Genomic DNA, 25,072 nt, shown 5'->3' with positions numbered 1-25,072 from the left:
CAGCGCAGCAAACACGACTGTGCTACCCGGAATGTATACGGTAATGAATAGCACTACACCCTCTCTGCGCATAGTGATATGCTCTTGTGTAGATTCACCATGTCACAGCCCGATATCAGTTAATTTCTCCGGAAATTAAAAAATAACCAGTAAAAATTCGGGAAATGTTATGCAAAAGGAGTTAACTGTGTCTGAGTTCCATTCTGAAATCAGTAAATTATCACCTGCGCCTGTCTGGCAGTTTTTCGATATGATCTGTTCGATCCCTCATCCGTCTAAACATGAAGAAGCGTTAGCCCAAGCTATCATCCGCTGGGCTGAAGATCAGGGTTTGGCAGTCCGTCGTGATCCGACCGGTAACGTGTTTATCAAGAAACCGGCCACTCAGGGCATGGAGCATAAGAAAGCGGTCGTGCTGCAGGCTCATATCGATATGGTGCCGCAAAAGAATGAAGACACCGATCATGACTTCCTCCGCGATCCTATCCAGCCGTACATTGATGGTGAGTGGGTGACAGCGAAAGGCACCACATTAGGTGCCGATAACGGCATTGGCATGGCAACCTGTCTGGCGGTGCTGGCATCCGATGAGATCAAACACGGACCACTGCAAGTCCTGCTGACCATCGATGAAGAAGCCGGTATGAGCGGGGCTTTCGGCCTTGAAGCCGGCTGGCTGGAAGGCGATATCCTGCTCAACACCGACTCCGAGCAGGAAGGCGAAGTTTACATGGGTTGTGCCGGTGGCGTAGATGCAGCGCTGACGTTTAACATCCGCCGTGAGGCACAACCGGCCGGTTACGTCACTCGTCAACTGATCCTGAAAGGTCTGAAAGGCGGTCACTCCGGTGTCGATATCCATACCGGACGCGGCAATGCCAACAAGCTGCTGGCGCGTTTTCTTGCCGCTCACGCCGCTGAGCTGGACCTGCGTTTGATTGAATTTCGTGGCGGCAGCCTGCGTAACGCCATTCCGCGTGAAGCGTTTGTGACACTGGCGGTGCCGGCCACCAACCAGGATAAACTTGATAGTTTGTTCCAGGCGTATATCGCACTGCTGCAAAGCGAGCTGGGCCGAATCGAAACCAATCTGGTTGGCTATAACCAAGCATCCGACAGTCAGGCAGAAGTGCTGATACTGGCCGATCAACAGCGCCTGATCGCCGCACTCAATGCCTGCCCGAACGGCGTGATGCGCATGAGTGATGAAATTGAAGGTGTCGTGGAAACCTCTCTCAATCTCGGTGTGATTACCTCAGAACAGGATACGATCAAGGTATTGTGCCTGATTCGCTCCCTCATCGATTCCGGCCGCAGCCAGACGGAAGGCATGCTGGCTTCCGTCGCTGAACTGGCCGGTGCTGAGATCACGTTCTCAGGCGCTTACCCGGGCTGGAAGCCGGATGCGGACTCAGAAATCATGCAGATTTTCCGTGATATGTATCAAGGCATCTACGGCCATAAGCCCAACATCATGGTCATTCATGCCGGCCTGGAATGCGGTCTGTTTAAAAAGCCGTATCCGGACATGGACATGGTCTCTTTCGGTCCGACGATTAAATTTCCTCACTCCCCGGACGAAAAGGTCAAGATAGATACCGTGGGTCTGTTCTGGCAACAAATGGTCGCCCTGCTGGAAAACATTCCGGCCAAAGACTGATCCCCCTCAGCCGGGACATCGCGTCCCGGCTGCTTTTCCTTCTCCCTGCCCACAGGCTTATTGGCCGGCACACAGCGACTTTCTTGCGTGGCAGCTCACAAATAAGTTATTAATATTTTTTGTCGATACGGAAAATTTTATTCGTTAGCTAATATTGATTAATCACTGATAGAGTTCGCCTCCTTGAAGTTCCCTGAGTTAATCACCAAACTCTATTCAAGCGATAACGCCATTATGATGTGGTATCGGGGATGCGGCTTTACGTTCGACTCTTACGTCTGATGGCCAGATCCGTGTCTGAAATTCTCCAAATAATGAACTGCAATGAAAGAAAAAATGATTGTCGGATGGCGAGAAACTCTCAGCCTTCCAGCTTTAGGCATTGATAAAATTAACGCAAAGATCGATACCGGAGCCCGAACGTCTTGCTTACATGCATTTAAGATCGAGAGCTTTCGTAACCAAGATGAACTTTGGGTTCGTTTCTGGATGCACCCAATCCAACATAATGATGCGGACGTCGTCGTGTGTGAAGCTAAAGTGGTCGATGAGCGCACGGTACGTGACTCAGGAGGCCATGAAGAAACCCGCTATGTGGTTCAGTCTGAGATCTGTCTGGGCGGACAAACCTGGCCGGCAGAAATTACCCTGACCAACCGTGAAAACATGGCTTTCCGTATGCTGCTGGGGCGCACCGCAATGCACCACAGAATCATTGTCGATCCTACAGCATCGTTTTTGATCCCTTTCGAGGAGTGTAAATAATGAAAATTGGTATTCTGTCTCGTAATTCGTCTTTGTATTCAACTAAGCGCTTGATCGAGGCTTGTAAGCAACGCGGCCACGAGGTCAAAGTGATCGATGCCTTGCGTTGTTATATGAATATCAATTCACAAGAGCCGGAAATTCACTTTAAGGGTGAACAGCTCTCCGGCTTTGACGCCATCATTCCACGTATCGGTGCCTCAGTCACCTTTTATGGTACTGCTGTCCTGCGCCAGTTCGAGATGATGGGGGTTTATCCGGTTAACGAATCGGTGGCTATCAGCCGTTCACGCGACAAACTGCGCTCGATGCAGCTGCTGTCCCGTAAAGGCATCGGTATGCCAATTACCGGCTTTGCCAGCAAACCGGATGATGTCAAAGACCTGCTCGACATGGTGGGCGGCGCGCCAGTGGTGATCAAACTGCTGGAAGGCACACAAGGTATTGGTGTGGTTCTGGCCGAAACCCGTAAAGCAGCGGAAAGCGTTATCGAGGCCTTTATGGGCCTGAAAGCCAACATCATGGTACAGGAATACATTAAAGAAGCCGGCGGTGCTGATATCCGCTGCTTCGTCATCGGTGACAAAGTCATCGCAGCGATGAAACGTCAGGGCGCAGAAGGCGAATTCCGCTCTAACCTGCATCGTGGCGGTACGGCTTCACTGATTAAGATAACCCCGACCGAACGTAAAACCGCAATTGACGCGGCGAAAGCGATGGGGCTCAATGTCGCGGGTGTCGATCTGCTGCGCTCTGAGCGCGGACCATTGGTGATGGAAGTCAACTCATCGCCGGGCCTGGAAGGCATCGAAGCTGCAACCGGAAAAGACATCGCAGGAATGATTGTCGAATTCATTGAAAAAAATGCGGCCAGTAAAAGGACTAAAACACGTGGTAAAGGCTAACAGAAAACAGATACCCTACCAATTTCTGGGGGAGACCATTCCCCCAGCCAGCCGAAAAGTCATCGAGCTGGAAGCGGCGAAGCTTTACACCCATTCACCGCTGTCAATTCCGGTCGAAATCATCCACGGTTACGCTCCGGGTCCGGTTCTGATGGTGAATGCCGCCATTCATGGCGATGAACTCAACGGCGTTGAGATTGTCCGCCAGCTCAACAGCACCATCGACCCGAAAAAACTCAAAGGCACCCTGATAGCGGTGCCGATCGTCAATGTGTTTGGCTTTATTCATAAATCCCGTTACCTGCCGGACCGCAGGGATCTCAACCGTTGCTTTCCGGGCAGCGAAAAAGGCTCGCTTGCCTCACGTATGGCGCATACGTTCTTTTCTCAGGTTGCTCTCAACTGCGATTACATCATCGATCTGCATACTGGTGCCATTCACCGTACCAACCTGCCGCAGATTCGTGCCGATTTAAGCAACGAAGAAACATTACGTATCGCACAGGCGTTTGCAACGCCGGTAGTGATTGATTCGCCGCTGCGTAACGGCTCACTGCGCAGTGAGGCAGAAAAAGCCGGTATTACCGTCCTGACCTATGAAGCCGGTGAAGCTCTGCGCTTTGAGCCTATTGCCATTAATGCCGGCATTGTGGGCGTTAAACGGGTAATGCAGGCGGTGGGTATGTTACGAGCCAGCCGCAAGAAACTGCCGACCTCCGTGATTGCCAAATCCACCAGTTGGCTGCGCGCCGAAGCAGACGGTATCCTGCGCACTGTGGTGTCGCTGGGCGATCGGGTAGATAAAGGTCAGGTTCTGGCGTATATCAACTCCCCGCTGGGGAACGTAGAGGTCGAAATCAAGGCTAATAAAGGCGGTATTGTGATTGGTCAGCAAACTCTGCCACTGGTTAATGAAGGCGATGCCGTGTTCCATCTGGCCTATTTTACCCAGCGTGATGATGTGGTCGAACAGGTTGTCGGCGACTTTATTGAAGAAGTGGCTGATACCGATCTCGAACCGCTGACCACGGGCCAGATCATGCCTCCATCCCCGCTGTAACGGCTTGTTATCCGTTATAGCGCTGAACCAGAAAGACAAAGCCCCTGCACTTGTGCAGGGGCTTTTTGTTGTGCATTATCTCACAGCCAGCGTTAACCAAATGATGCCCAGATAACCGTAATCACCAGCAGCGGACAGACAAAACGCACGTACCAAGGCCAGATTCTGCCAAACAGGCTGTGACTGAACTCCGGAAATCCCTGGCGCAGCTCATTGAATTTCTCGTTACGTTTCCAAACCCAACCACCGAACAGACAGAACATCAGCGCCGCAGTCGGCTGCAGGTACTGTGTGGCTGTCTTTGCCACCAGACCAAACAGCACGCCAAAATTATACACAATCACCACACTAAACAGCGCAATCAGACCGCCCAGCACCCAGCTGGTGGGGGTACGTTTGGTATTCAGGCGTTCACTAACCAGAGCAACCGGACACTCCAGCATCGAAATCGATGAAGTTAAAGCGGCTATCGTCAGCAGCAGGAAGAAAACAATCGCAAACAACTGTCCAAGCAGCCCCAGGCTGTCAAACATCAGTGGCAGAACGGTAAACACCAGCGTGTCCGAGCTGAGCAGAGAACCATCCTGGGCATAGATTTCAACCCCTTTGTGCATCGCAACAAACATCGCCGGCATTACGACCAGACCGGCAATAAACGCGACCGCTGTATCGACTAAGGTGACGCTCATCGCCATTTTCGGCAGATTCTCTTTTTTGCTCAGGTACGAACCGTAAATCAGCATTGAGCAACCGCCAATGGTGAGAGAAAAGAAGCCTTGCCCCATCGCGGCCAGAATCAGGTCACGATCCCAAATCTTGGTAAAGTCTGGGAGCAAATAATGCTGTAAGCCCTCCACCGCCCCCTGCTGGAACATGATGTAGACAAACAGGACGGCAAACAGGACAAACAGCGCCGGCATTAAACGGGTCGACCACTTTTCAATTCCCTGCTTCACTCCGCCCTGCACAATCAGAATCGTCAGGACATAAAACAGCAAGGTACCAAATAAATTACGCTCAACCGAAAAACCTTTAAACCATGCAGCAGCGTCAGTCAGACCGAGTACATCACTCATGGCGCCAAACATGTAGCACAGGATCCAGCCACCGACAATGCTGTAAAAAGCCAGCACGGCACTTGGTACACTCAGGCCAATCCAACCGACCAAACCACCAATACGTTTGGCCACAGGATTGTCGTTAAGTGAGTGCATACTATCAACCGGATTGGCCTGGCCATAGCGCCCAATTGCCATTTCGACCACCAACATCGGATAGGCAACCACAAAGATAAGGATCAGATAGACCAGCAGAAAGGCTCCGCCACCATTACTGGCGGCCTGAGTAGGAAACCCCCAGATATTGCCCAATCCGACCGCAGCACCGGCCGCAGCCAGAATAAAGCCCAGACGGGATCCAAAGGTTTCTCGAGAATTGTTCTGTGCCATTACGACTCACACATACCATTAAACTAGTTGGCTAGTACACTAATATAAAGCAACAAAATACTCAATGAGTAAAAGAATGGTTTACTGGATAAATCGTATTTTTAGCTTAATTTGTGTGGCAAAGGAGAGCCAATATGGTTTTTCTGTTTGCCAGGTTGCCAGTCGAGCACTTGATAGCGATTCCGCCCGGTATGTTTAGCCTGATACAGAGCGGCATCCGCATGATGGAACAAGTGCAGATAATCATCGAGTCCCGCTTGAAACGCTTTGACGCCACCGATACTGACAGTTACCGTTCCTCCTAAAGGGGAACGCTGGTGTGGGATCGCCAACTGACGGATCTGTGCACATAATTGCGCGGCATAATGGCCGGTATCAGGCTCACGGTCTCCGGCCAGAACGACACAAAACTCCTCACCGCCAAAACGGGCCACTACTTTATCGCCACTAAAGTCGATCTGCTCCAAAGCCTGCGCAACCGATTTGAGCACCTCATCGCCCTCAAGGTGGCCGTAGTAATCGTTATACAGCTTAAAGTAATCGACATCGATCAGATAGACCGCTAACCAGTCATATTTGAGTTCAGCAATAAAGTGTTTCAGTTCCCGCTCCAGCTTACGGCGGTTAGAAAGCCGGGTCAGAGGATCGTGATCAGATTGCCAGCGTAATTTATTGCGGTTCTCTTCAAGCTCAGCAAAAATCCGATTAATTGCGCGGGCAAAATCCTTCATTTCGCGTGACACGAACAAGCTTTCGTCCGGCATTTTACCGCGTGACGCTTTAAAGTTCTCCAGCGCCATATTGGCTTGGGTGATCGGCCGCACCAGATAACCCACCATGAGTAAGCTGACAAAAAACAGCAACAACGAGAAGCAAATCAGCGCAATGACTTCGTCAGTGCGAATAAAATCGGGCAGCTTAACCTGATGCAACAATTTGAACAGCACACTCGCATGGCCCTGAAAATCGAGCGGAGTAAGGTAAGTAACATTGATTTGTTTAGCAGGTAAAGAAGTAAAAGGCGCCCGACTCAGGACATCAATATCAATCCCGGTTGCCTGTTCGACGACGCTCTCAAACTGGCTACGAACCTTCTTCATAAAGATCAGAAACCCTTTGTCACAGTTGAATCCTTCACTGTCACACACCCTTGATGCCGCCGCCAGATAGGGCTCCTGATCGATGACAACGAAACGCACTTTCGGATCAACCATGTCAGCCGAAGAGCGCTGCGACTCACGCAGCATGACCGGGAAATAAGGAATAAAGCTGTCATAGCTGATCTGCTGACCGGCTTCATCATCATATTGCATCCCCCACACCAGACTGGCATCAGGAGCAAAGATGAAGATCCCGTCCAGCGACTGGGAAGTAAACGCATGAATGCCGATACTGTCTTCAACAAAGCTGGGATCAGGCGAGACGATATAATCGGCCATGTCATTCCAGGCCGCATAGTCCGCCATTGAGCTGCCCATCTCCTGCTTTTCCAGCGCGATCACGGTTTCGACCCGCTTGCTCTCTTCATGCTGCAAAAGCAGAGCATGTTGCGTCTCACGTTCAAATGACCAGAAATATTTAAACGTGAGATAAAACACCACAAAACAGACCACCACACAGGTGGCGGTAATCGCAGTTAACCAACGAATACTGATATTGGAAAGTAACATGGCACCTAACTAACCGGGAATACGAAAAAGGGCGCTGTCGCGCCCTTTTATTTTAGATCGTAAAAACCTGATAATTCTTGAGTTCAGGTATCTTTTTATGCAGTTGCTGCTCTTGTTGCACCATTTCGTCCAGCGAATCACATAACTCTTGGCGCTCTTCCTCGATGGTTTGTGAATGCTCACTGAATCTCTGTTCCAGTCGCGAGCGCAACTGTGCCATGGTATTACCCAGCTCGGTCAGGTTGATGCCACCATCCTGATTCATTTTGGCGGCAATCGCATCAAAGGCACCGCTGAGAAATTCCTGGGTAAACAGAGCACGGGCTTTATCGAAATCCTGCTGCCATTGCTGGCTCATGGATTCAAACGTATCCGCCGGCAGAACCCAGTCGCCCTCTTTTTGGTAGCGGGCTTCAATATCCGTCACAAACTGCTGCAGTGACTGTTTGACCTTGTCAAACGCCTGTGGCGCATCGATACTGTCAGCCACATCGTCCAGAATATCATTGGCCATGGCAACGCCATCCTGGGCGACCTGGCGCGCTTTCGGTAACGCATCGGCGATACTTTCACGGTAGGACTCCAGCGCATCCTGCTGCTCGGAATTCAGCGCCTGTTTCTGGCCTGACAAATACAGGTTGTTGTCGTGATCCAGTAAGGCTGTCGCGCCATTGGCGGTATGGATTTCAACATCAGAGCCACGGCTAAGACGCAGTTCATTTTTCACATCCACCGTCTGGCACTGAGCCGCCCACAAAGAGCCACTGGATAACAAAGAAATCACTAATACTAACTTTTTCATCATAGCCTCAGTTTGTCTGTTTTTGCTCACCATAACCAAAACCATTCAGCACTTGGTTAACCGCGTGTCAGTTATTACTCTGACTGATGTCACCATCGTCAAGGCTGCGCAGCATATGCTGTCGCCAAATAAAGCGCAAGCGTGGCGGATTCAAAAAAAGCTCAGTTGCCGGATCTGATCTTCCGGCTTTAACATTACGCTTAATCCAAGCAAGCGAATTTCGCGTCCTTTTTGCCGTTTGAGCACCTCGCTCAGCAACAGCTTAAAATCGTCCAGTTCAAGTTGTGGGTGAATGTGCTCGATGGTGGTCTGCTGAAAATCGGCGAACTTCACTTTAATCCCCTGCTTGATGATACCGCGCTCGGCCGAGGCGCGGGTCAGACGGGCATCCAGTTCAGGGTAAAGACGCTGCTCAATCACCTGCCAGCACTCCTCGTAAGTCGAAATATTGTGGCTGAAGGTTCGCTCGACCCCGACCGACTTGCGCTCGCGTTCGACCACGACTTCTCGCTCATCAATGCCGTGGCTTTTCTTCCATAACGACGCTCCCAAGCGACCAAAACGGCGCAGCAGCTCACGGTAATCACTGTTTTTAATATCCTCGCACACAAAAAAGCCGGCCTGGTTGAGCTTTTCCAGACTGACTTTACCGACTCCGGGTATCTTACCCAAAGGCAGCTTATCGACCACGTCCTGAACCTGTTCCGGCGTCACCACATAACAGCCGTTAGGTTTGTTGATATCGGAGGCGACTTTGGCAAGAAACTTAACCGGAGCGACCCCGGCCGACGCGGTCAGATGCAGCTCATTCCAGATATCACGCCGGATGGCTTCAGCAATCAGAGTCGCGCTACCGTGGTAAGCCGGTGATGCGGTGACATCCAGATAGGCTTCATCCAGCGACAATGGCTCAATCAAATCGGTATAGCGTTGAAAAATGGCATGAATCTGGCGGGAAACGTCTTTATATACCGACATGCGCCCGGGAACCACCAGCAGGCCCGGGCACAGTTTTATGGCCTGTGCAGTCGGCATCGCGGAATGCAAACCGAACTTACGGGCTTCATAGTTACAGGTGCTCAACACGCCACGCTGCTTCTCTGAACCGCCGACAGCCATCGGCCGGCCGCGGTAGTGAGGATTATCCCTCATCTCCACAGCAGCATAGAAACAGTCCATATCAATATGGATAATTTTACGAATCCGCTCGGCCATCTTTGTTCAGTCAGTGATGATGAATTACTGTTTAAAAAAACAGTATACACCAGTTAAGCTGCGAATCGATCAGCATGAGCAACAATTCATCTATCTGCGTTAATCTGTCCGTTCAGCGGATAAACAAATGAGGCTTTTCTGCCTGAAGACTAACGCTATGGCTGACGCAATATTTCAGGGACGCAGCATGACATCCAGCTGATCCACCAGCTCGGCCCAATCTGCATCCTGCTCAATCGCCTGTTTGAGAAAATGCGCCTGAGATGCGCTCCAGAATCCCGCCTCATATAAAGGCGCGCTGTCGCGCTGGTGCTTATGCTGAGTAATAAAATCGCGCATTTCCTGCGGACTGCTGCCTAACCCGAGCTGTTCAAACAGCTCCGCCATACCATGTTGATGCAGTTCCATAGTTCCTCCAATAAGGGGATTGCTCTGATCCCATGAGTGCTTAAAACAATCTGATGTGTCAGGACACAATAAATATCCGAACTCGCTCATTGAGTATAGCGTTGCCAGGCGAAAGCATCTGTCAGGCAGCAGGTATAAAAAAACCGGCCTGAGCCGGTTTTCTCTGTTATTACGTTTTAAGCAGTGGCAACGGGTTACGCAATGCGATCTTTTTCCCAGGCGGCAATGCGTTCCGCACGGGCTGCTTCTCGGGCTTCACGCTTCTTACGCGCATCACACGGCTCGGGACAGTTACACACTTTCTCGATGCCAACCGCACCCAGACCACCGCAGCTGCCTTTTACTACTTTTTTCTGGAAGATATAGCCGACCGCCATCGCAGCGATAACAGCCAGAAATACTCCGAATGTAATCAGAAAAGTATTCATAATTCCACGCTCACTCAGTTAATTACGGTTGAGATAAGGCTTGAAAGCACTTGATGCGACTTCTTTAAAACCGTCGTCAGTCTTTACAATCATAAAGACCGGAATCTGGTTTTGCTCCGCAATCTCAATACCTTTTTTATCGCCTAATACCATCAGGCCGGTCGCCAGACCATCGGCCGTCATACAGGACTTATCTAATACGGTAACAGATACTACACGGTTATGTATAGGACGCCCAGTCTGTGGATCGATAATGTGCGAGTAACGGACACCATCGCGTTCAAAGTAATTGCGGTAATCACCGGAGGTGGCAATCGCCATGTCACCCGGCTCAATGATTTCCTGTACACTGCGCTCATCAACGGTGGGTTTCTCAACCGCAATACGCCACGGCACACCATCACGATTACGACCTTTGAGCCGGATTTCTCCGCCCACTTCCACCATGTAGTTGTGAATGCCCTGTGATTGTAGATAATCGGCTACCACATCCACACCCCAGCCTTTGGCAATCGTTGACAGGTCAACATACAGATGCGGCAGATCTTTACTCAGCTTATGGCCATCCACACTCAGATGGTGAATGCCGACATTAGCCTTCCGCTCGGCCAGTTCCTCATCACTCGGTACCACTTCCGGACGCGCCTCCGGGCCAAAGCCCCACAGATTGACCAGCGGACCAACGGTCACATCCAGTGCGCCTTGCGTCACCTGATTAAGACGAATTGCCTCTTTAACCACAGTGGCAGTCTGCTCTGAAACCTCATACGGCTCAGTACTCTGATGCTGATTAAAACGACTCAGTTCTGAATCTTTACGGTAGGTCGACATCTGATCGTTGACCTGCTCCAGCAAGCGATCCACTTCGGTTTGCAAAGCTTGTGAGGACGGCTGGCCATCCTGAACTATGTATTTGATGTTGTAGGTCGTGCCCATCGTCGGGCCACTTAAATGCACTTGCTGAGGTGGCTGCTCGCAACCGGCCAACAGCAATAAGGATGCGAATGCAACAAGCCAGTTTTTCACTTGTTTACTCCTTGAGGTCAGTAAATAGATATAGGGAAATCCGAATCCCGACGGTCAGCAGGCTCCTCGCCTTATTTACCTATATCTACTCAGGTATGTCTCGGTGTGAATATATTGATACCCAGACCAGAGAGCCAAAAAAGAATGGCTGACTCAAACGAGCCAGCCATAAAGATATCACTTACTGTGGATTAACCACCGAAGTCATCCAGCAGGATGTTTTCGTCTTCAACACCAAGGTCTTTCAGCATGCCGATAACAGCTGCGTTCATCATTGGTGGACCACACATGTAGTATTCACAATCTTCAGGCGCCTCATGGTCTTTCAGATAGTTTTCGTACAGTACGTTGTGGATGAAGCCAGTGTAACCATCCCAGTTGTCTTCCGGCGTAGGATCAGACAGTGCACAATGCCAAACGAAGTTATCGTTCTCACTTTGCAGCATGTCGAAATCTTCTACGTAGAACATTTCACGACGTGAACGTGCACCATACCAGAAAGACATCTTACGTTTAGACTGCAGACGTTTCAGCTGGTCGAAGATATGTGAACGCATCGGAGCCATACCAGCACCACCGCCGATAAAGACCATTTCTGCGTCAGTATCTTTAGCGAAGAACTCACCGAACGGACCAGAAATTGTACACTTATCACCTTCTTTCAGTGACCAGATGTAAGAAGACATTTGGCCTGGTGGTACGTCTGGGTTGTTTGGCGGCGGAGTCGCGATACGCACGTTCAGCATGATGATGCCAAACTCTTCCGGGTAGTTCGCCATTGAGTATGCACGGATGATTGGCTCATCCACTTTAGACTCGTAGCGGAACAGGTTGAATTTATCCCAGTCACCACGGAATTTTTCCGGTACGTCGTAATCGGCGTACTTAACATGGTGAGCAGGTGCTTCAATTTGAATGTAACCACCAGCACGGAATGGGACTGATTCGCCATCCGGGATCTGCAGTTTCAGTTCTTTGATGAAAGTGGCTTTGTTATCGTTAGAGATAACAGTACATTCCCACTTCTTAACACCAAAGATATCTTCTGGCAGTTCCAGCTCAAGATCATTTTTCACTGCAACCTGACACGCCAGACGCTCGCCTTCACGCGCTTCACCTTTAGTAATATGGTCAAGCTCGGTAGGCAGAATGTCGCCACCGCCAGATTTAATTTTCACACGGCACTGACCACAAGAGCCACCACCACCACAAGCAGACGAAACGAATACGCCAGAGCCCGCCAGGGCACTCAGCAACTTACCGCCTGGTTGGGTCACGATCGCTTTTTCAGGATCGCCATTGATAGAGATTGTAATGTCACCTGTTGGTACCAGCTTAGATTTGGCGAACAGAATCACCAGAACCAGAGCCAGAACAATCAGAGTAAACATCACTACACCAAGAATAATGTCCATTGACTATTCCTTTATTGTTGCGGTTTACCCGACTTACAGTTGAACACCAGAGAAAGACATAAAGCCCAGCGCCATCAGACCCGCTGTGATAAAGGTAATACCCAGACCACGCAGACCAGGAGGCACGTCAGAATATTTCATCTTCTCACGGATACCTGCAAGAGCGACGATAGCCAGCATCCAACCCAGACCAGAACCGAATCCGTAAACCACAGATTCACCGAAGTTGTAGTCACGTTGTACCATGAAAGATACACCACCGAAGATCGCACAGTTTACTGTGATCAGCGGCAGGAAGATGCCCAGCGCGTTGTACAGAGGCGGGAAGAAACGATCGAGGATCATTTCCAGAATCTGTACCAGCGCCGCAATAACACCGATAAAGGTAATAAAGTTCAGGAAGCTAAGATCGACTCCCGGAGCCAGCGCATCAGGTCTCAGAACCAGGTTATAAACCAGGTTGTTAACGGGTACAGAGATAGTCAGTACGACAGTTACCGCGATGCCCAGACCAAATGATGTCTTAACTTTCTTAGATACCGCCAGGAAGGTACACATACCCAGGAAGAAAGACAGTGCCATGTTCTCGATGAAAATCGATTTAACCAGCAAACTAATATAATGTTCCATGACGCCCTTACTCCTTCGCTTCTACTTGTTCAGGTTTGAAGGTACGGATCGTCCAAATCAGGAAACCGATTAAGAAGAACGCTGAAGGTGCCAGCAGCATCAGACCATTTGGCTGGTACCAGCCACCTTTGCTGATCAGAGGCAGTACTTCCAATCCGAACACTTTGCCTGAACCCAGCAGCTCACGGAAGAAGCCCACAGTGATCAGTACAAAACCGTAACCCAGACCGTTAGCGATACCATCGATGAACGACGGAACCGGTGCTGACTTCATCGCGAATGCTTCTGCGCGACCCATTACAATACAGTTAGTAATGATCAGGCCCACGAATACCGACAGCTGTTTAGAGATGTCGTACAGGTATGCTTTCAGGATTTGGTCTACCACGATAACCAGTGATGCGATGATCGCCATCTGCACGATGATGCGAACACTGCTCGGAATGTGGTTACGGATCAAAGACACGAAAAAGTTAGACAGAGCAGTAACAAACATTACCGCCAGAGTCATAACGAATGCTGTTTCCAGCTTAGTCGTTACTGCCAGAGCAGAACAGACACCAAGAACTTGCAGCGCGATTGGGTTGTTATCCAATACCGGCGCGACAATGCTCTTTTTAAGATCTTTTGCGCTAGCCATTAGTTCAGACCTCCGTCACGAACTTTTGTCAGGAACGGACCAAAGCCCATGTCACCCAACCAAAAGTCGAATTGATGTTGAACACCATTACTGGTCAGTGTTGCACCCGACAGAGCATCAACACCGTGCTCAGAACCTGCTGGCGCGCCACCTTTCACGATTTTAATCGCTGGTTTGTGGTTTTCGTCATACAGCTTCTTACCAGGCCACTGGGCACGCCAAGATGGGTTTTCAACTTCGCCACCCAGTCCAGGAGTTTCACCCTGTTCGTAGTAAGTAATACCCGCAACAGTGTTGCCGTCTGTTTCTACTGCAACAAAAGCGTACATCATAGACCACAGGCCGTTACCGTGAATCGGCAGAATCACTTTCGATACTTTGTCGCCGTCTTTGACCAGGTAAACAACACCGGTATTTGAACGGCGAATGATCTTACCGAAGTCTTCATCCGCTGGCAGTTTGATTGACTCAGCAGGATCTTTCGCTGCTGCGCGCTGATCAAATTGCGCTGCGTTACCTTCGACAAAATTACCTGTCTTGAAGTCAATCAGACGCGGTTCAATGTACTGAGCGAACAGCTCAGGAACTGAACCTGACTCTTGAATGCCAGCCACTTCGATGATTTTGCTTTGCTTGTCTAACAGGGCGTTACGTTGCTGTTTACTACGCAGACCCACTGCCGCTGTCGATACGATGATTGAGCACACCAGGCTCAATGCAATAACAACAAACAGCGTCTTTTTAATGCTATCGTTCTTACTTGCCATAGCGCGCTAGTCTCCGTTTGATGTTTTTCTCAATCACAATGTGGTCGAACAGCGGTGCAAATAGGTTCGCGAACAGAATCGCCAGCATCATACCCTCAGGGTAAGCCGGGTTAATCACGCGGATAAGCACACACATTAGGCCAATCAGAATACCGTATGCCCACTTCGCTTTATTGGTAAATGAAGCGGAAACAGGGTCAGTCGCCATGAAGAACATACCGAATGCAAAACCACCCAAAACCAGGTGCCAGTGCCAAGGCATGCTGAACATTGCGTTGGTATCTGAACCAATCACATTAAACAGGGTCGACAGCGCTATCATACCGATCATCACACCTGCGATGATGCGCCATGAAGCAATCCCCATGTAAACGATAAATGCAGCGCCGATAGCCAGAGCCAACGTCGATACTTCACCAATAGAACCAGGAACATTACCGATGAAAGCGTCCATCCAGGTAATTGCCTGGCCAGTTGCCGAGTTCACCAGAGCACCGTTACCGCCTTGTGCCCACTGGCTCAGTGCTGTTGCACCAGAGAAGCCATCTGCCGCAGTCCAAACCAGGTCACCAGAGATTTGCGCCGGGTATGCAAAGAACAGGAATGCACGGCCTGCCAGAGCAGGGTTCAGGAAGTTACGACCTGTACCACCGAACACCTCTTTAGCAACCACGACACCAAAGGTAATACCCAGAGCCGCTTGCCATAGTGGCAGCGTTGGCGGAACGATCAATGCGAACAGGATAGAAGTAACAAAGAAACCTTCGTTAACTTCGTGCTTACGCACCATACAGAACAGCACTTCCCAGAAACCACCGACAATAAAGACTGTCGCGTAGATAGGCAGGAAGTAAGTCGCACCCAGCAGCATTTTGCTGCCCCACCCCGCGTCAGACGCAAGCGTGCCACCCAGCATCTCTGTCAACCAGTAATGCCAGTTGCCATCGATGATAGAGGTCAGTTGCGCACCCGCATACATGTGGTTTAGTGCTGCGATAGCCTGACCACCAACGTTGTACATACCCCAGAACATGGCCGGGAATACTGCTAGCCAAACCATGATCATGATACGTTTCAAATCAACGCTATCACGAACGTGTGAGCTTTTTTTCGTCACCAAGCCAGGGGTGTAGAAAACTGTCGCAACAGCTTCGTACAGAGCAAACCATTTTTCGTGTTTGCCACCTGGTTCAAAGTGAGGCTCGATATCTTCAAGAAACTTTTTGAGGCCCATGAAAATTACCCTTCCTTCTCAATCTTGTCCAAGCACTCACGCAGAAGCTGACCGTACTCGTACTTACCCGGACATACAAAGGTACACAGCGCCAGATCTTCTTCGTCCAGTTCCAGTGCGCCCAGTGCTTGCGCACTGTCGGAGTCACCGGCACACAGATCACGAAGCAACAGAGTCGGCTCCATGTCCAGCGGCAATACTTTTTCATAGTTACCGATTGGTACCATTGATCGATCACTACCGTTCGTTGTTGTGGTCATGTTGAACAGCTGACCTTTGAACAGGTGACCCAAGAAGGCACGGGTGACTGAGAATTTGTTCTTACCCGGCATAGCCCAGCCCAGGAAGTCCTTCTCGCGACCTTCACGCAGTACAGAGACTTGCAGATGGTAGCGACCAAGGTAAGCATGAGGACCAGATGCTTTTACACCAGACAGCACAGAGCCAGAAATAACACGTACTTCACCAGGCATGATTTCATTGCTGGTCAGTTGGTCAAGGCTTGCACCTAAAACGGTACGGATAAGACGTGGTTTGTTTACGACAGGGCCAGCCAGTGACACCACACGCTCACTGAACAGTTCGCCAGTCAGGAACAGCTTACCAATCGCGATAACGTCTTGATAGTTGATGCTCCAAGCCACTGTTTCTGCATTTACCGGGTACAGGAAATGCATGTGAGTGCCAGGCAAACCGGCAGGGTGAGGACCGTCAAAGACGTGCTCTTCTACGTTAGACTGAGAAGAACGTGGCAGGCTGTTGCCTTTCTTACACACGTAAACTTTGCCTTCAGTCAGGGCAGACAGCACATCCAAGCCAGCAACGAAGGCTTCGGATTGCTCATTGATGATCACCGTCGGCTCTGCTGCCAATGGATTGGTATCCATTGCCGTAACAAAGATTGCCTTCGTGGTGGAATCAATAGCGGGAACCTTGCTGAACGGACGAGTACGCAGCGATGTCCAAAGACCAGATTCAACCAGTTGAGTTTTCACCGCTTCACGGTCAAGACTAGCTAGCTGATTGGCTTCAAACTTGTTGAAAGTTACCTGGTCATCACCTGCTACTTCAATCACTACGGATTGAAGAACACGTCTTGCACCACGGTTGATTTCAACAACTTTACCGCTGACTGGTGAAGTAAACAGAACCCCTGGATTCTTCTTATCTTCAAAAAGAACTTGAGCTTTCTTTACTTCATCACCTACGCGAACATGCATCGTAGGACGCATGCCAACGTACTCTTCGCCAAGCAAGGCGACTTTGTTGATGGCTTTGCCATCACTAATCACCTGGGATGGAGTTCCTGCGATAGGAAGGTCCAAACCCTTTTTTATTGTAATCATACGCACTTGCACTACTTTTTTATCGGGAAAAAGATTCTTTAATTGCGTAAATTCGAGACGCACTGAACTCTGCGAGCTTGCATGAATAGAAGCGACTGCAGAAGTGGACTGTCTCTAGACACGACATTTTCAGTGTCCGCTTCTGGCTGTAAAAAGCCAAAACCGCAACATCCTATTAAAAATCTCAGCACCTAGTCAGAGTGAGATTTATCAGGTGCGATATTCTAGCACCTTTTCGGAACTTGATGCCATGATCAATCCCCTCATCAGTCGCTTTATTTGGGGTTAAATGAAGAAGCAGACCGATGTATTGACCATAAATTTGAAGCACCGCACACTTAACTAGTGCGACGGTTTTCGCGCACTGGGTCACACATTTATTGACTAAAACAATGCTTAATTTTAATTTTATTAACGCCACTTGTTGAAAAGGTGTTAAGCATTTGCACACTCTTGCACCCGATCGCGTAATGTTTACACTTAATGGCCACCACCGACACACATCGGACTGTCCGGGGCGCTGTTTTCCTTCTCATTCCATTCTTGTGGCGTATAAGTGTGAATCGCCAGCGCATGGATATGATTTGATAGCTCTTCCATCAATGCCTGATTGACCTGACGATGACGCGCCAGTAAACGCTGTCCGGCAAAGCTGTCACTGACCACAATCACTTTGAAATGGCTTTCCGAACCAGGCGCAACATTATGCATATAACTCTCATTTATAACTTTAAGATACTCTGGCTGAAAAGCATTATGTAATTTAGTTTCAATCACTTCTTGAATCATAGGTATTCCTTGTCACGCGAACGCGGATAAACGTAAACCGGATGGCTCAACACCAGCATAGCGGCTTAACGTAAAAAGTGTCATGTAAGGCTGTCGGCCTTTAAATACGTGGCTTAGTTTACTCGTGCATGACGGGAAGAGAAAGGTTTTGGTTTCAACATCCATGTCCATTTGAGACAATGGCCGCGACTTGTCATTAACTACATTGCAAATATGAAAACTGAGCTTTCACTTCACGAACGCCATCTCACGCTAAACCGTTTCCCGCCGCGTAACAATGAGACGCTGCAAGCCTGGGACGCCGGTGACGAGTATCTGATTAATCATGTTGAAGAGTCGGGCTTGCCGGCTGACAGCCACATCCTGGTCCTCAACGACAGCTTTGGAGCGCTGAGCTGCTGGTTCGCTGACCAGCATCGGGTCACTATGATGAGCGACTCGTATATCGCCCATCAGGCCGCGCTGAATAACTTACAACACAACCATTGCGCCCCGGTGACATTACTGACCACGTTGGATGATATACCTGACGATGTCGATCTGGTCATCATGCAAATACCGCGTAATAACCGTCACTTAGTATGGCAACTTAGTCAGTTAAGGCAGCACCTGCCAACATCGTGTCAGGTTATCGCCGTCAACAAAGCGAAAGAGATCCATACCTCGACGCTTAAGCTGTTTGAGAAGTACCTGGGTAGCACCGCCACCTCTCTGGCTTGGAAAAAACATCGTTTAGTGTTCAGCCAGCCAAATAGCCAGGTCATACTTGACGTCGGTCCGGATACACGCTGGCAAGTGGAAAACAGTGACATCACGCTGAATAATCTGCCGAACGTTTACTCCGGAGAAAGCCTGGATCAAGGGGCAAGATTTTTATTACCTCACCTGCCGAGTGATGAAAAGCTGGAACATTTTATTGATCTTGGTTGTGGTAACGGCGTGTTATCGGTACGAATGGGTCAACTTAATCCACAGGCGCGCATTACTTGCGTGGATGAAAGCTTTATGGCGACCGAATCGGCACGGCAAAACCTGCAGAGCAACCTGCAGGGCGAGCGAAATGTGTCCTGTATTACCAACAACTGCCTGGATGGTTTCGAGGCCAACAGCACTCAACTGGTGGTGTGCAATCCGCCCTTTCACCAACAGCAGGCGATTACCGACCATATTGCGTGGCAAATGTTCTGTGACTCAAAGCATGTTCTCAGTAAGGGTGGCAAATTATTAGTGATCGGCAATCGTCACCTCGGCTACGATGTAAAACTGACGAGATTATTTGGCCGCTCTCAAGTAAAGACTGTCGCCAGCAATAAGAAATTTGTTATCTTACAGGCTATTAAGAAATAAGCATTTAAGCATGCTCACTAAACGAAAGGAATTGACCATGAAGAAACTGGTTCTCGCGGCGTCTATCGCTCTGTTGACGGCGTGTTCAGCCCCTCAGCAGCCCCAGCTTAACTTTATGCCTCAGCCAGTGCTGAGCCGCAGTGACATTGTCAAAAACAGCACCTTTACTCTGGTCAGTAAAGATGTTCGCTCTGCGCAGTATGTCGCTTTGGTTGACAGTGGCCGCAACAATATTGAACCGGTCCATGCCAAGCAAAACGTACGTATCGCACTGGAAAATGCCCTGTCTGAACAGTTCGCTTCTCAAGGCTTCCAGCTGACCGTGAACAGTGAAAACACAGTGACACTGGAAGTTCAGGAAGCTCTGGTTAACGTCACCCACTCCATTTTTGAAAACCAGATGGATGCAAAAGTAACCCTAGAACTGACCGCAGAAACACCACAAGGCAAACTGGTGAAAAGCTACAACGGCACAGCAAAACGTACGGCTGCACTGAGCGCATCTGACGAAGACATCGAGAACGTTCTTAACGATGTGGTGAACTTAGTGCTCAAAGAGATCTCTAACGATAAAGAATTGCAAACTTACATGAAGGACCGTTTCCGTGGCTAAACTGTGGCTAACGGCACTGGCGCTGCTCAGCAGCAGCGCTGTATGGGCCGGACCGAAAGTAGAATTTGAAACGACGCTGGGTAATTTCACTGTCGAGTTAAATGATGAAAAAGCACCGATCAGCAGTGCGAACTTCCTCAAATATGTCGAAGACGGCAGTTATGTCGGTAGTCAGTTCCACCGTATCATCCCGGGCTTTATGGCTCAGGGCGGTGGCTATGATAAAGACATGAATCAGCTCAAGACCTACGCACCGATCAAAAATGAAGCAAGCAATGGCCTGGCCAATAATACTGCGACCATCGCTATGGCACGTACCGCGAATCCGAATTCTGCGACACGCCAGTTCTTCATCAACCTGACTGACAATAATTTCCTCGATTACAATCAACGTCCACCGGGTTACGCGGTATTCGGCCAGGTGGTTGAAGGTTTTAGTGTCATTCAGACGATGGCGAAACAGCCGACTCACTCGGTTGGTCGCATGGGCGATGTACCGCAAACTCCTATCGTCATCACCAAAGCCACCCTCATCAAGTAATCTCATCAGGGCTCTGACAATTATCAGGGCCCTGGTTTTAAGGAATCATTCATGCAGAGCGACCAGTCTTATACCTGGAAAGAAACCGTGCTTAGTTACTTTGACCGCCGCTTACTTTGGGTTTTCATGCTCGGCTGTTCAAGTGGTTTCCCTTGGGTGCTGATTGGATCCAGTATGTCCGGTTGGCTGGCAGATGCCGGGTTAACCTTATCTGCCATCGGCTACTTTGGCAGTGTGTTCTCGGTCTACGCGATTAATTTCCTCTGGGCACCTCTGGTTGACCGGGTAAAACTACCGCTGCTGCAACCCTTGCTCGGTCAGCGCCGTAGCTGGATATTTTTCTGCCAAAGCCTGGTTCTACTCTGTACACTGGCGATTGCCAAGGTCGACCCGGCTAGTAACCTGTTGCTCACTTCCATGCTGGCACTGGCCATTGCCACCGCTTCAGCTACCCAAGACATCGCCATTGATGCGTTTCGTATTGACAGCTTTCCTAAATCAGAGCCCTCCAAGCTGCCCCAGGCTTCAGCTATGGCCGTCATCGGCTGGTGGACCGGCTATTCGCTGCCGGGTTATCTGGCCTTTGTCAACGCAGACCAGGTCGGCTGGAATCAGGTTTACCTCGGGATGGCCGCCATTGTGGTACTGCTGATGTTTTTTACCCTGTTAGTGGGTGAGCCCAAAACCCTGCGCGATCAACTGCAACAACAAGCAGAGAGTCGCCATAGCAAGTATGTCCATTCAAAGCTCGGCCGCTGGCTGAGTGTCACCCTGATTGAGCCCTTCGTTGACTTCTTTCGCCGTAACGGCACTCAGGTGGCCCTGACCCTGTTGCTGTTCGTATTCTTGTTTAAGATAGGGGAAGCGTTCTTAGGCCGGATGTCGATCGCCTTCTATAAGGAAATCGGTTTTAGTAATGAACAAATTGGCTATTACTCCAAACTGATTGGCTGGGGAATGACCATGCTGTTTACCTTTATCGGCAGCATGTTTAACGTGCGGTTTGGTATTGTGCGTGGCCTGATGATTGGCGGCATTGCAATGTCGGCCAGTAATTTGATGTTCTCGTGGATTGCCGAAGTCGGACCAAATGAGCATCTGTTGCTAGCAACTATTTTTGTCGACAACTTCACCACCGCTTTCTCTACCGTGGCATTTGTTTCCTTCCTGACCGTAGTTACCGGCCAGGCCTTTTCCGCCACCCAGTACGCTTTATTAGCATCTTTGGGTAACTTTGGCCGTACGGTATTGGCATCGTTCAGTGGTAATCTGGCCGAGATACTCGATAACTGGTCGCTGTTCTTTATCCTGACTGCTGTCATGGTAATTCCGAGCCTGATTATGCTTTATTCGCTGCGTCACTACTTCACAGATATGCTGCGCAATGCCCAGCAAAAACATCAAGACGACGTCTCATCGGTCAAGCAAAGCGATTAATCTCCCAGACCGTCTGAATGGTTAAATAAAAAACCGCCTGCCGGCGGTTTTTTATTAGCTTAACGCTTGGCCAGCCCTTTCCGCTGCAAATAATCCAGCATGTAAGGTCGGGACTCCTGACTGAGCTTAGTGGTGATTTGCTCAGACCAGCCCTGCTGCTTAGCGTTACTTGAGCGGGAGCGGTAGTATTCGAGCATGGTCTGATCGTATTGTTCGATCAAAGCATGATCGAGTGGCTGATAGCTGTTCTCATGCACGATTACCTGCGGGCTGAGACGAGGCTTGAGCTGGGGATCCTGATCCGGTTCTCCAAGGCACATACCAAACAGCACCGCAGTATAAGGAGGCAGGTCAAGCAGTGCATCAACCTCATCCGGCGCGTTACGCAACCCACCGATGTAGACGCCGCCCAGACCGATAGATTCTGCAGCTAGCAAACAGTTCTGCGCCATAATACCTGAGTCAACCGCACCGATTAAAGTCAGTTCCATAAACTCAGGTTTGACATTCGGGTTCATCGCGTAATGACGCTGATAGTCGATACAGAACACCAGAAACTCCGCCGCGCTCTCGACATACGCCTGATTACCCGCCAGTTGAGCGAGCTTAGCCCGCTTCTCCTGATCGGTAACCCGGATGATAGAAACAACTTGTAACAAGCTGGAAGAGGAGGCAGAAATGCCTGATGCAATAATAGTATCCAACTGCTCTTTGGATACCGGTGTATCGGTAAAAGACCGAATCGAGCGATGGCCCTGAATCGTTTCAATGACACTGTTCATATCCAGCTCTCCCGTAATTAATAATGTTGGCCATTGTCGTAGTACTGTTCTGGCTTCAGCGCGGTAAAAATAACCGCGACATTAAGCTCTTCGCCGATCACATCGCGCACCTGACGGGTAATGATCTCGGCAACCTTATCCTGCTTTTCCTGGCCCCGATCGAACCAGAGGACTTCGACAAACGGATAAGCCGGGGAGACTTCTTCCTCAAAGAAAAACGTTGTGTAGATATATTCAAAGGTAAAATCAGCACGTGGCGACTGCATGATGGACTCTAGTTCATCAATCAGACTTTTTGATAAGACTTGTACCGTCTGCGGCTCTACCGCGCGAAAACGAAAATGTGGCATAAATTTACTTCCTCTTTTTCAAAGCATAATAACAGCTTAAAAATGGAGGTTCGACCTTATGCCACTCAATTTGTTTCATTGATATCCCACACACCATCAAATCAGGTGTGTATCAAAAAAGATCAACGTTTTCCCCCAGGCCGATTCGGCAGCTTCTTCGTTGTAACGAGCAGTCGAATCATTATGGAAACCATGGTTCACACCCGGATAAATCACCGCCTCATAAGGCACCTGATTACCTTGTAAGACCTGTTGATACTGCGGCCATGTATCATTAACGCGCTTGTCCAGCTCAGCGAAATGAATCAGTAGTGGGCCCTTAACCTGAGCGCGCAAACTCTCAGCCGCTGGCGTGCCATAAAATGGCACCCCTGCATTCAATTCATCCGGTATAACAGCAGCCAGCATATTGACGATATAGCCACCAAAACAGAATCCGACCGCGCCTAATTTGCCAGAGGATCCAGGATAAGACTTGATAAAACGCGCCGCAGCGATGAAGTCTTGTTCAACTTTTTCACGATCCAGACTGCTTTGCATTGCACGACCATCATCATCATTGCCAGGATAACCGCCGAGTGGATAGAGCGCATCAGGAGCAAAAGCAATGAAGCCGTTCATAGCCAGACGACGGGCGACATCTTCGATATAGGGATTCAAACCGCGATTTTCATGCACAACTAAAACCACCGGCAGCGGTTTGGACATCTCTTTCGGCATCACCAGGTAGCCACGACCTTTACCATGTCCGAGAGGTGAATCGAACTCGGTATAAGTCGCTTTGATTTTGGGGTCATTAAACGAAACCTGCTCCGCCAAAGCATAGTTAGGCATCAATACTGAGGTTAAACTCGAAACAGTCAGCCCGACGACGGCCAGACCAGACAAGCGCTTGATGAACTCACGCCGGTCAATGATGCCGTGGGCATATTCGTCATACCAGTCAAACGCTTCCTGAGGAATGTCATGAGACTCCAGGATCGGTTGAGATTGAGAAGAAGTGGTGCTGCGCATAGCAATATCCTTGTCATACAGATGCATAATCCAGTACCAAAAAGCTTAGATGAAATAAGACAAATTGCCCGAATCGACAAGGTAAAATTTACTATCGGGGGGAAGTAAGCTCAGCAAGATAATCCACAGCTCTGTCAATTGGAGCTAAACTTCACCAATATTCAGGCGTAAAAAAGCCCCAGCATTACTGCTGAGGCTTCTTAATATGGCAGGGGTGGAGAGATTCGAACTCCCAACACGCGGATTTGGAATCCGCTGCTCTGCCAATTGGAGCTACACCCCTAGAAATAGGTCATCAAATTGTATCTGGATACTTTGGGTCTTGAAGAAATTCAAACTCCCAACACACGCCAATTCGCAAAATCAGGGGAATCTTCTGCTCTGCCAATTGGAGCTACACTCCTGTAGTTCGTTTTTAATGAGTCGACACTCAGAATAAAGTGGTGGAACGGCCGGGCTTGCGTTCAAGCGGGACTTGTTCAACCATAGGGCGAACCCTATAAATAAGTGGCGGAGCGGACGGGACTCGAACCCGCGACCCCCGGCGTGACAGGCCGGTATTCTAACCAACTGAACTACCGCTCCGCATGGGTCAGACTATAAAGTCTTTTCTCGTTTTTGCTTTCAGGCTATTCCTTAAAAAGGAGCAAACTGAAGCAAGAAATTAAAGCCTGGCGATGTTCTACTCTCACATGGGGAGGCCCCACACTACCATCGACGCTGTTTCGTTTCACTTCTGAGTTCGGAATGGAGTCAGGTGGGTCCAAAACGCTATGGTCG

25 protein-coding genes, 2 tRNA genes and 1 rRNA gene are annotated in these 25,072 nt (G+C 49.6%); 8 read left to right on the top strand and 20 right to left on the bottom strand.

Annotated elements, in window-relative coordinates:
* Nucleotides 1-187: 187 nt before the first annotated feature.
* The 4 genes from E6C74_RS00140 to E6C74_RS00125 all read left to right on the top strand — a co-directional run bounded on the left by E6C74_RS00140 (nucleotide 188) and on the right by E6C74_RS00125 (nucleotide 4,390).
* Nucleotides 188-1,660 (top strand): aminoacyl-histidine dipeptidase, encoded by a 1,473-nt coding sequence (locus E6C74_RS00140; RefSeq protein WP_136483153.1) that lies wholly within the window; start codon nucleotides 188-190, stop codon nucleotides 1,658-1,660.
* Nucleotides 1,661-1,984: 324 nt separating this feature from the next.
* Nucleotides 1,985-2,425: an ATP-dependent zinc protease gene (locus tag E6C74_RS00135; protein ID WP_136482195.1), complete on the top strand. Its 441-nt coding sequence runs from the start codon at nucleotides 1,985-1,987 to the stop codon at nucleotides 2,423-2,425.
* Nucleotides 2,425-3,330 carry a 30S ribosomal protein S6--L-glutamate ligase gene (rimK, locus tag E6C74_RS00130; RefSeq protein ID WP_136482193.1) on the top strand — a complete coding sequence of 302 codons (906 nt, stop codon included), beginning with the start codon at nucleotides 2,425-2,427 and terminating at the stop codon, nucleotides 3,328-3,330. The genes E6C74_RS00135 and rimK overlap by 1 nt, the downstream gene beginning before the upstream one ends.
* On the top strand, nucleotides 3,290-4,390 hold the full coding sequence (locus tag E6C74_RS00125; protein ID WP_136482191.1) for a succinylglutamate desuccinylase/aspartoacylase family protein: 1,101 nt from the start codon (nucleotides 3,290-3,292) through the stop codon (nucleotides 4,388-4,390). The genes rimK and E6C74_RS00125 overlap by 41 nt, the downstream gene beginning before the upstream one ends.
* Before the next feature lie 92 nt (nucleotides 4,391-4,482).
* Here the strand turns inward: E6C74_RS00125 and E6C74_RS00120 are convergent, their stop codons facing one another.
* From E6C74_RS00120 to bolA, 14 genes are all read right to left on the bottom strand, one after another.
* Nucleotides 4,483-5,838, bottom strand: coding sequence for a sodium-dependent transporter (locus E6C74_RS00120; RefSeq protein ID WP_136482189.1), 1,356 nt, complete (start codon nucleotides 5,836-5,838; stop codon nucleotides 4,483-4,485).
* Between the two features lie 101 nt (nucleotides 5,839-5,939).
* Nucleotides 5,940-7,508 carry a diguanylate cyclase gene (locus E6C74_RS00115; RefSeq protein WP_136482187.1) on the bottom strand — a complete coding sequence of 523 codons (1,569 nt, stop codon included), beginning with the start codon at nucleotides 7,506-7,508 and terminating at the stop codon, nucleotides 5,940-5,942.
* Nucleotides 7,509-7,560: 52 nt separating this feature from the next.
* The gene (locus E6C74_RS00110) at nucleotides 7,561-8,310 is read right to left on the bottom strand and encodes a DUF2884 family protein (protein WP_136483151.1); all 750 of its coding nucleotides are present in this window, start codon (nucleotides 8,308-8,310) and stop codon (nucleotides 7,561-7,563) included.
* A gap of 150 nt (nucleotides 8,311-8,460) precedes the next feature.
* A complete protein-coding gene (gene dinB, locus E6C74_RS00105; RefSeq protein ID WP_136482185.1) occupies nucleotides 8,461-9,525 on the bottom strand; it encodes a DNA polymerase IV in 1,065 nt (354 codons plus the stop codon).
* A 174-nt stretch (nucleotides 9,526-9,699) separates the two neighbouring features.
* Complete coding sequence (locus tag E6C74_RS00100; RefSeq protein WP_136482183.1) at nucleotides 9,700-9,933, bottom strand: DUF2789 domain-containing protein; 234 nt, start codon at nucleotides 9,931-9,933, stop codon at nucleotides 9,700-9,702.
* 194 nt (nucleotides 9,934-10,127) lie between these two features.
* On the bottom strand, nucleotides 10,128-10,361 hold the full coding sequence (gene nqrM, locus E6C74_RS00095) for a (Na+)-NQR maturation NqrM (protein WP_020331624.1): 234 nt from the start codon (nucleotides 10,359-10,361) through the stop codon (nucleotides 10,128-10,130).
* 18 nt (nucleotides 10,362-10,379) lie between these two features.
* A complete protein-coding gene (locus E6C74_RS00090) occupies nucleotides 10,380-11,387 on the bottom strand; it encodes an FAD:protein FMN transferase (protein ID WP_136482181.1) in 1,008 nt (335 codons plus the stop codon).
* A gap of 191 nt (nucleotides 11,388-11,578) precedes the next feature.
* Nucleotides 11,579-12,802, bottom strand: a complete 1,224-nt coding sequence (gene nqrF, locus E6C74_RS00085; protein WP_136482179.1) for an NADH:ubiquinone reductase (Na(+)-transporting) subunit F — start codon at nucleotides 12,800-12,802, stop codon at nucleotides 11,579-11,581.
* 33 nt (nucleotides 12,803-12,835) lie between these two features.
* The gene (gene nqrE, locus E6C74_RS00080) at nucleotides 12,836-13,432 is read right to left on the bottom strand and encodes an NADH:ubiquinone reductase (Na(+)-transporting) subunit E (protein WP_136482177.1); all 597 of its coding nucleotides are present in this window, start codon (nucleotides 13,430-13,432) and stop codon (nucleotides 12,836-12,838) included.
* Nucleotides 13,433-13,439: 7 nt separating this feature from the next.
* Entirely contained in the window at nucleotides 13,440-14,072 is a 633-nt protein-coding gene (locus E6C74_RS00075) for an NADH:ubiquinone reductase (Na(+)-transporting) subunit D (RefSeq protein ID WP_136482175.1), read from the bottom strand.
* Entirely contained in the window at nucleotides 14,072-14,839 is a 768-nt protein-coding gene (locus E6C74_RS00070) for a Na(+)-translocating NADH-quinone reductase subunit C (protein ID WP_136482173.1), read from the bottom strand. The genes E6C74_RS00075 and E6C74_RS00070 overlap by 1 nt, the downstream gene beginning before the upstream one ends.
* Complete coding sequence (locus tag E6C74_RS00065) at nucleotides 14,829-16,073, bottom strand: NADH:ubiquinone reductase (Na(+)-transporting) subunit B (protein ID WP_136482171.1); 1,245 nt, start codon at nucleotides 16,071-16,073, stop codon at nucleotides 14,829-14,831. Before E6C74_RS00065 ends, E6C74_RS00070 begins: the two co-directional genes overlap by 11 nt.
* A 5-nt stretch (nucleotides 16,074-16,078) precedes the next feature.
* Entirely contained in the window at nucleotides 16,079-17,419 is a 1,341-nt protein-coding gene (locus E6C74_RS00060) for a Na(+)-translocating NADH-quinone reductase subunit A (RefSeq protein ID WP_136482168.1), read from the bottom strand.
* Nucleotides 17,420-17,899: 480 nt separating this feature from the next.
* Nucleotides 17,900-18,208: a transcriptional regulator BolA gene (gene bolA / locus E6C74_RS00055; protein ID WP_136482167.1), complete on the bottom strand. Its 309-nt coding sequence runs from the start codon at nucleotides 18,206-18,208 to the stop codon at nucleotides 17,900-17,902.
* Between the two features lie 213 nt (nucleotides 18,209-18,421).
* Here bolA and E6C74_RS00050 point away from each other — a divergent pair, with 213 nt between their 5' ends.
* The 4 genes from E6C74_RS00050 to E6C74_RS00035 are packed head-to-tail and all read left to right on the top strand — an operon-like array spanning nucleotide 18,422 to nucleotide 22,146.
* Nucleotides 18,422-19,555 carry a methyltransferase gene (locus tag E6C74_RS00050; protein WP_136482165.1) on the top strand — a complete coding sequence of 378 codons (1,134 nt, stop codon included), beginning with the start codon at nucleotides 18,422-18,424 and terminating at the stop codon, nucleotides 19,553-19,555.
* A gap of 37 nt (nucleotides 19,556-19,592) precedes the next feature.
* Nucleotides 19,593-20,168: a YajG family lipoprotein gene (locus E6C74_RS00045; RefSeq protein ID WP_136482163.1), complete on the top strand. Its 576-nt coding sequence runs from the start codon at nucleotides 19,593-19,595 to the stop codon at nucleotides 20,166-20,168.
* On the top strand, nucleotides 20,161-20,709 hold the full coding sequence (locus tag E6C74_RS00040) for a peptidylprolyl isomerase (protein WP_136482161.1): 549 nt from the start codon (nucleotides 20,161-20,163) through the stop codon (nucleotides 20,707-20,709). The genes E6C74_RS00045 and E6C74_RS00040 overlap by 8 nt, the downstream gene beginning before the upstream one ends.
* A gap of 51 nt (nucleotides 20,710-20,760) precedes the next feature.
* Nucleotides 20,761-22,146, top strand: coding sequence for an MFS transporter (locus E6C74_RS00035; protein ID WP_136482159.1), 1,386 nt, complete (start codon nucleotides 20,761-20,763; stop codon nucleotides 22,144-22,146).
* 59 nt (nucleotides 22,147-22,205) lie between these two features.
* Here the strand turns inward: E6C74_RS00035 and nfsA are convergent, their stop codons facing one another.
* The 6 genes from nfsA to rrf all read right to left on the bottom strand — a co-directional run.
* Nucleotides 22,206-22,928 carry an oxygen-insensitive NADPH nitroreductase gene (gene nfsA / locus E6C74_RS00030; RefSeq protein WP_136482157.1) on the bottom strand — a complete coding sequence of 241 codons (723 nt, stop codon included), beginning with the start codon at nucleotides 22,926-22,928 and terminating at the stop codon, nucleotides 22,206-22,208.
* A gap of 17 nt (nucleotides 22,929-22,945) precedes the next feature.
* Nucleotides 22,946-23,278, bottom strand: coding sequence for a DUF1904 domain-containing protein (locus tag E6C74_RS00025; protein ID WP_136482155.1), 333 nt, complete (start codon nucleotides 23,276-23,278; stop codon nucleotides 22,946-22,948).
* Between the two features lie 96 nt (nucleotides 23,279-23,374).
* Nucleotides 23,375-24,292 (bottom strand): dienelactone hydrolase family protein, encoded by a 918-nt coding sequence (locus tag E6C74_RS00020; protein WP_136482153.1) that lies wholly within the window; start codon nucleotides 24,290-24,292, stop codon nucleotides 23,375-23,377.
* Nucleotides 24,293-24,498: 206 nt separating this feature from the next.
* Nucleotides 24,499-24,575: transfer RNA gene (locus E6C74_RS00015), tRNA-Trp, on the bottom strand.
* A 225-nt stretch (nucleotides 24,576-24,800) separates the two neighbouring features.
* Nucleotides 24,801-24,877: transfer RNA gene (locus E6C74_RS00010), tRNA-Asp, on the bottom strand.
* Nucleotides 24,878-24,961: 84 nt separating this feature from the next.
* Nucleotides 24,962-25,072, bottom strand: a 5S ribosomal RNA gene (gene rrf / locus E6C74_RS00005); the annotation flags it as partial.

Origin of the sequence: Vibrio sp. H11, assembly GCF_004804295.1 — a bacterium.
In the GTDB taxonomy this organism is placed as follows: Bacteria; Pseudomonadota; Gammaproteobacteria; order Enterobacterales; family Vibrionaceae; genus Vibrio; species Vibrio ostreae.
This window is presented reverse-complemented; position numbering and strand designations above follow the sequence as displayed.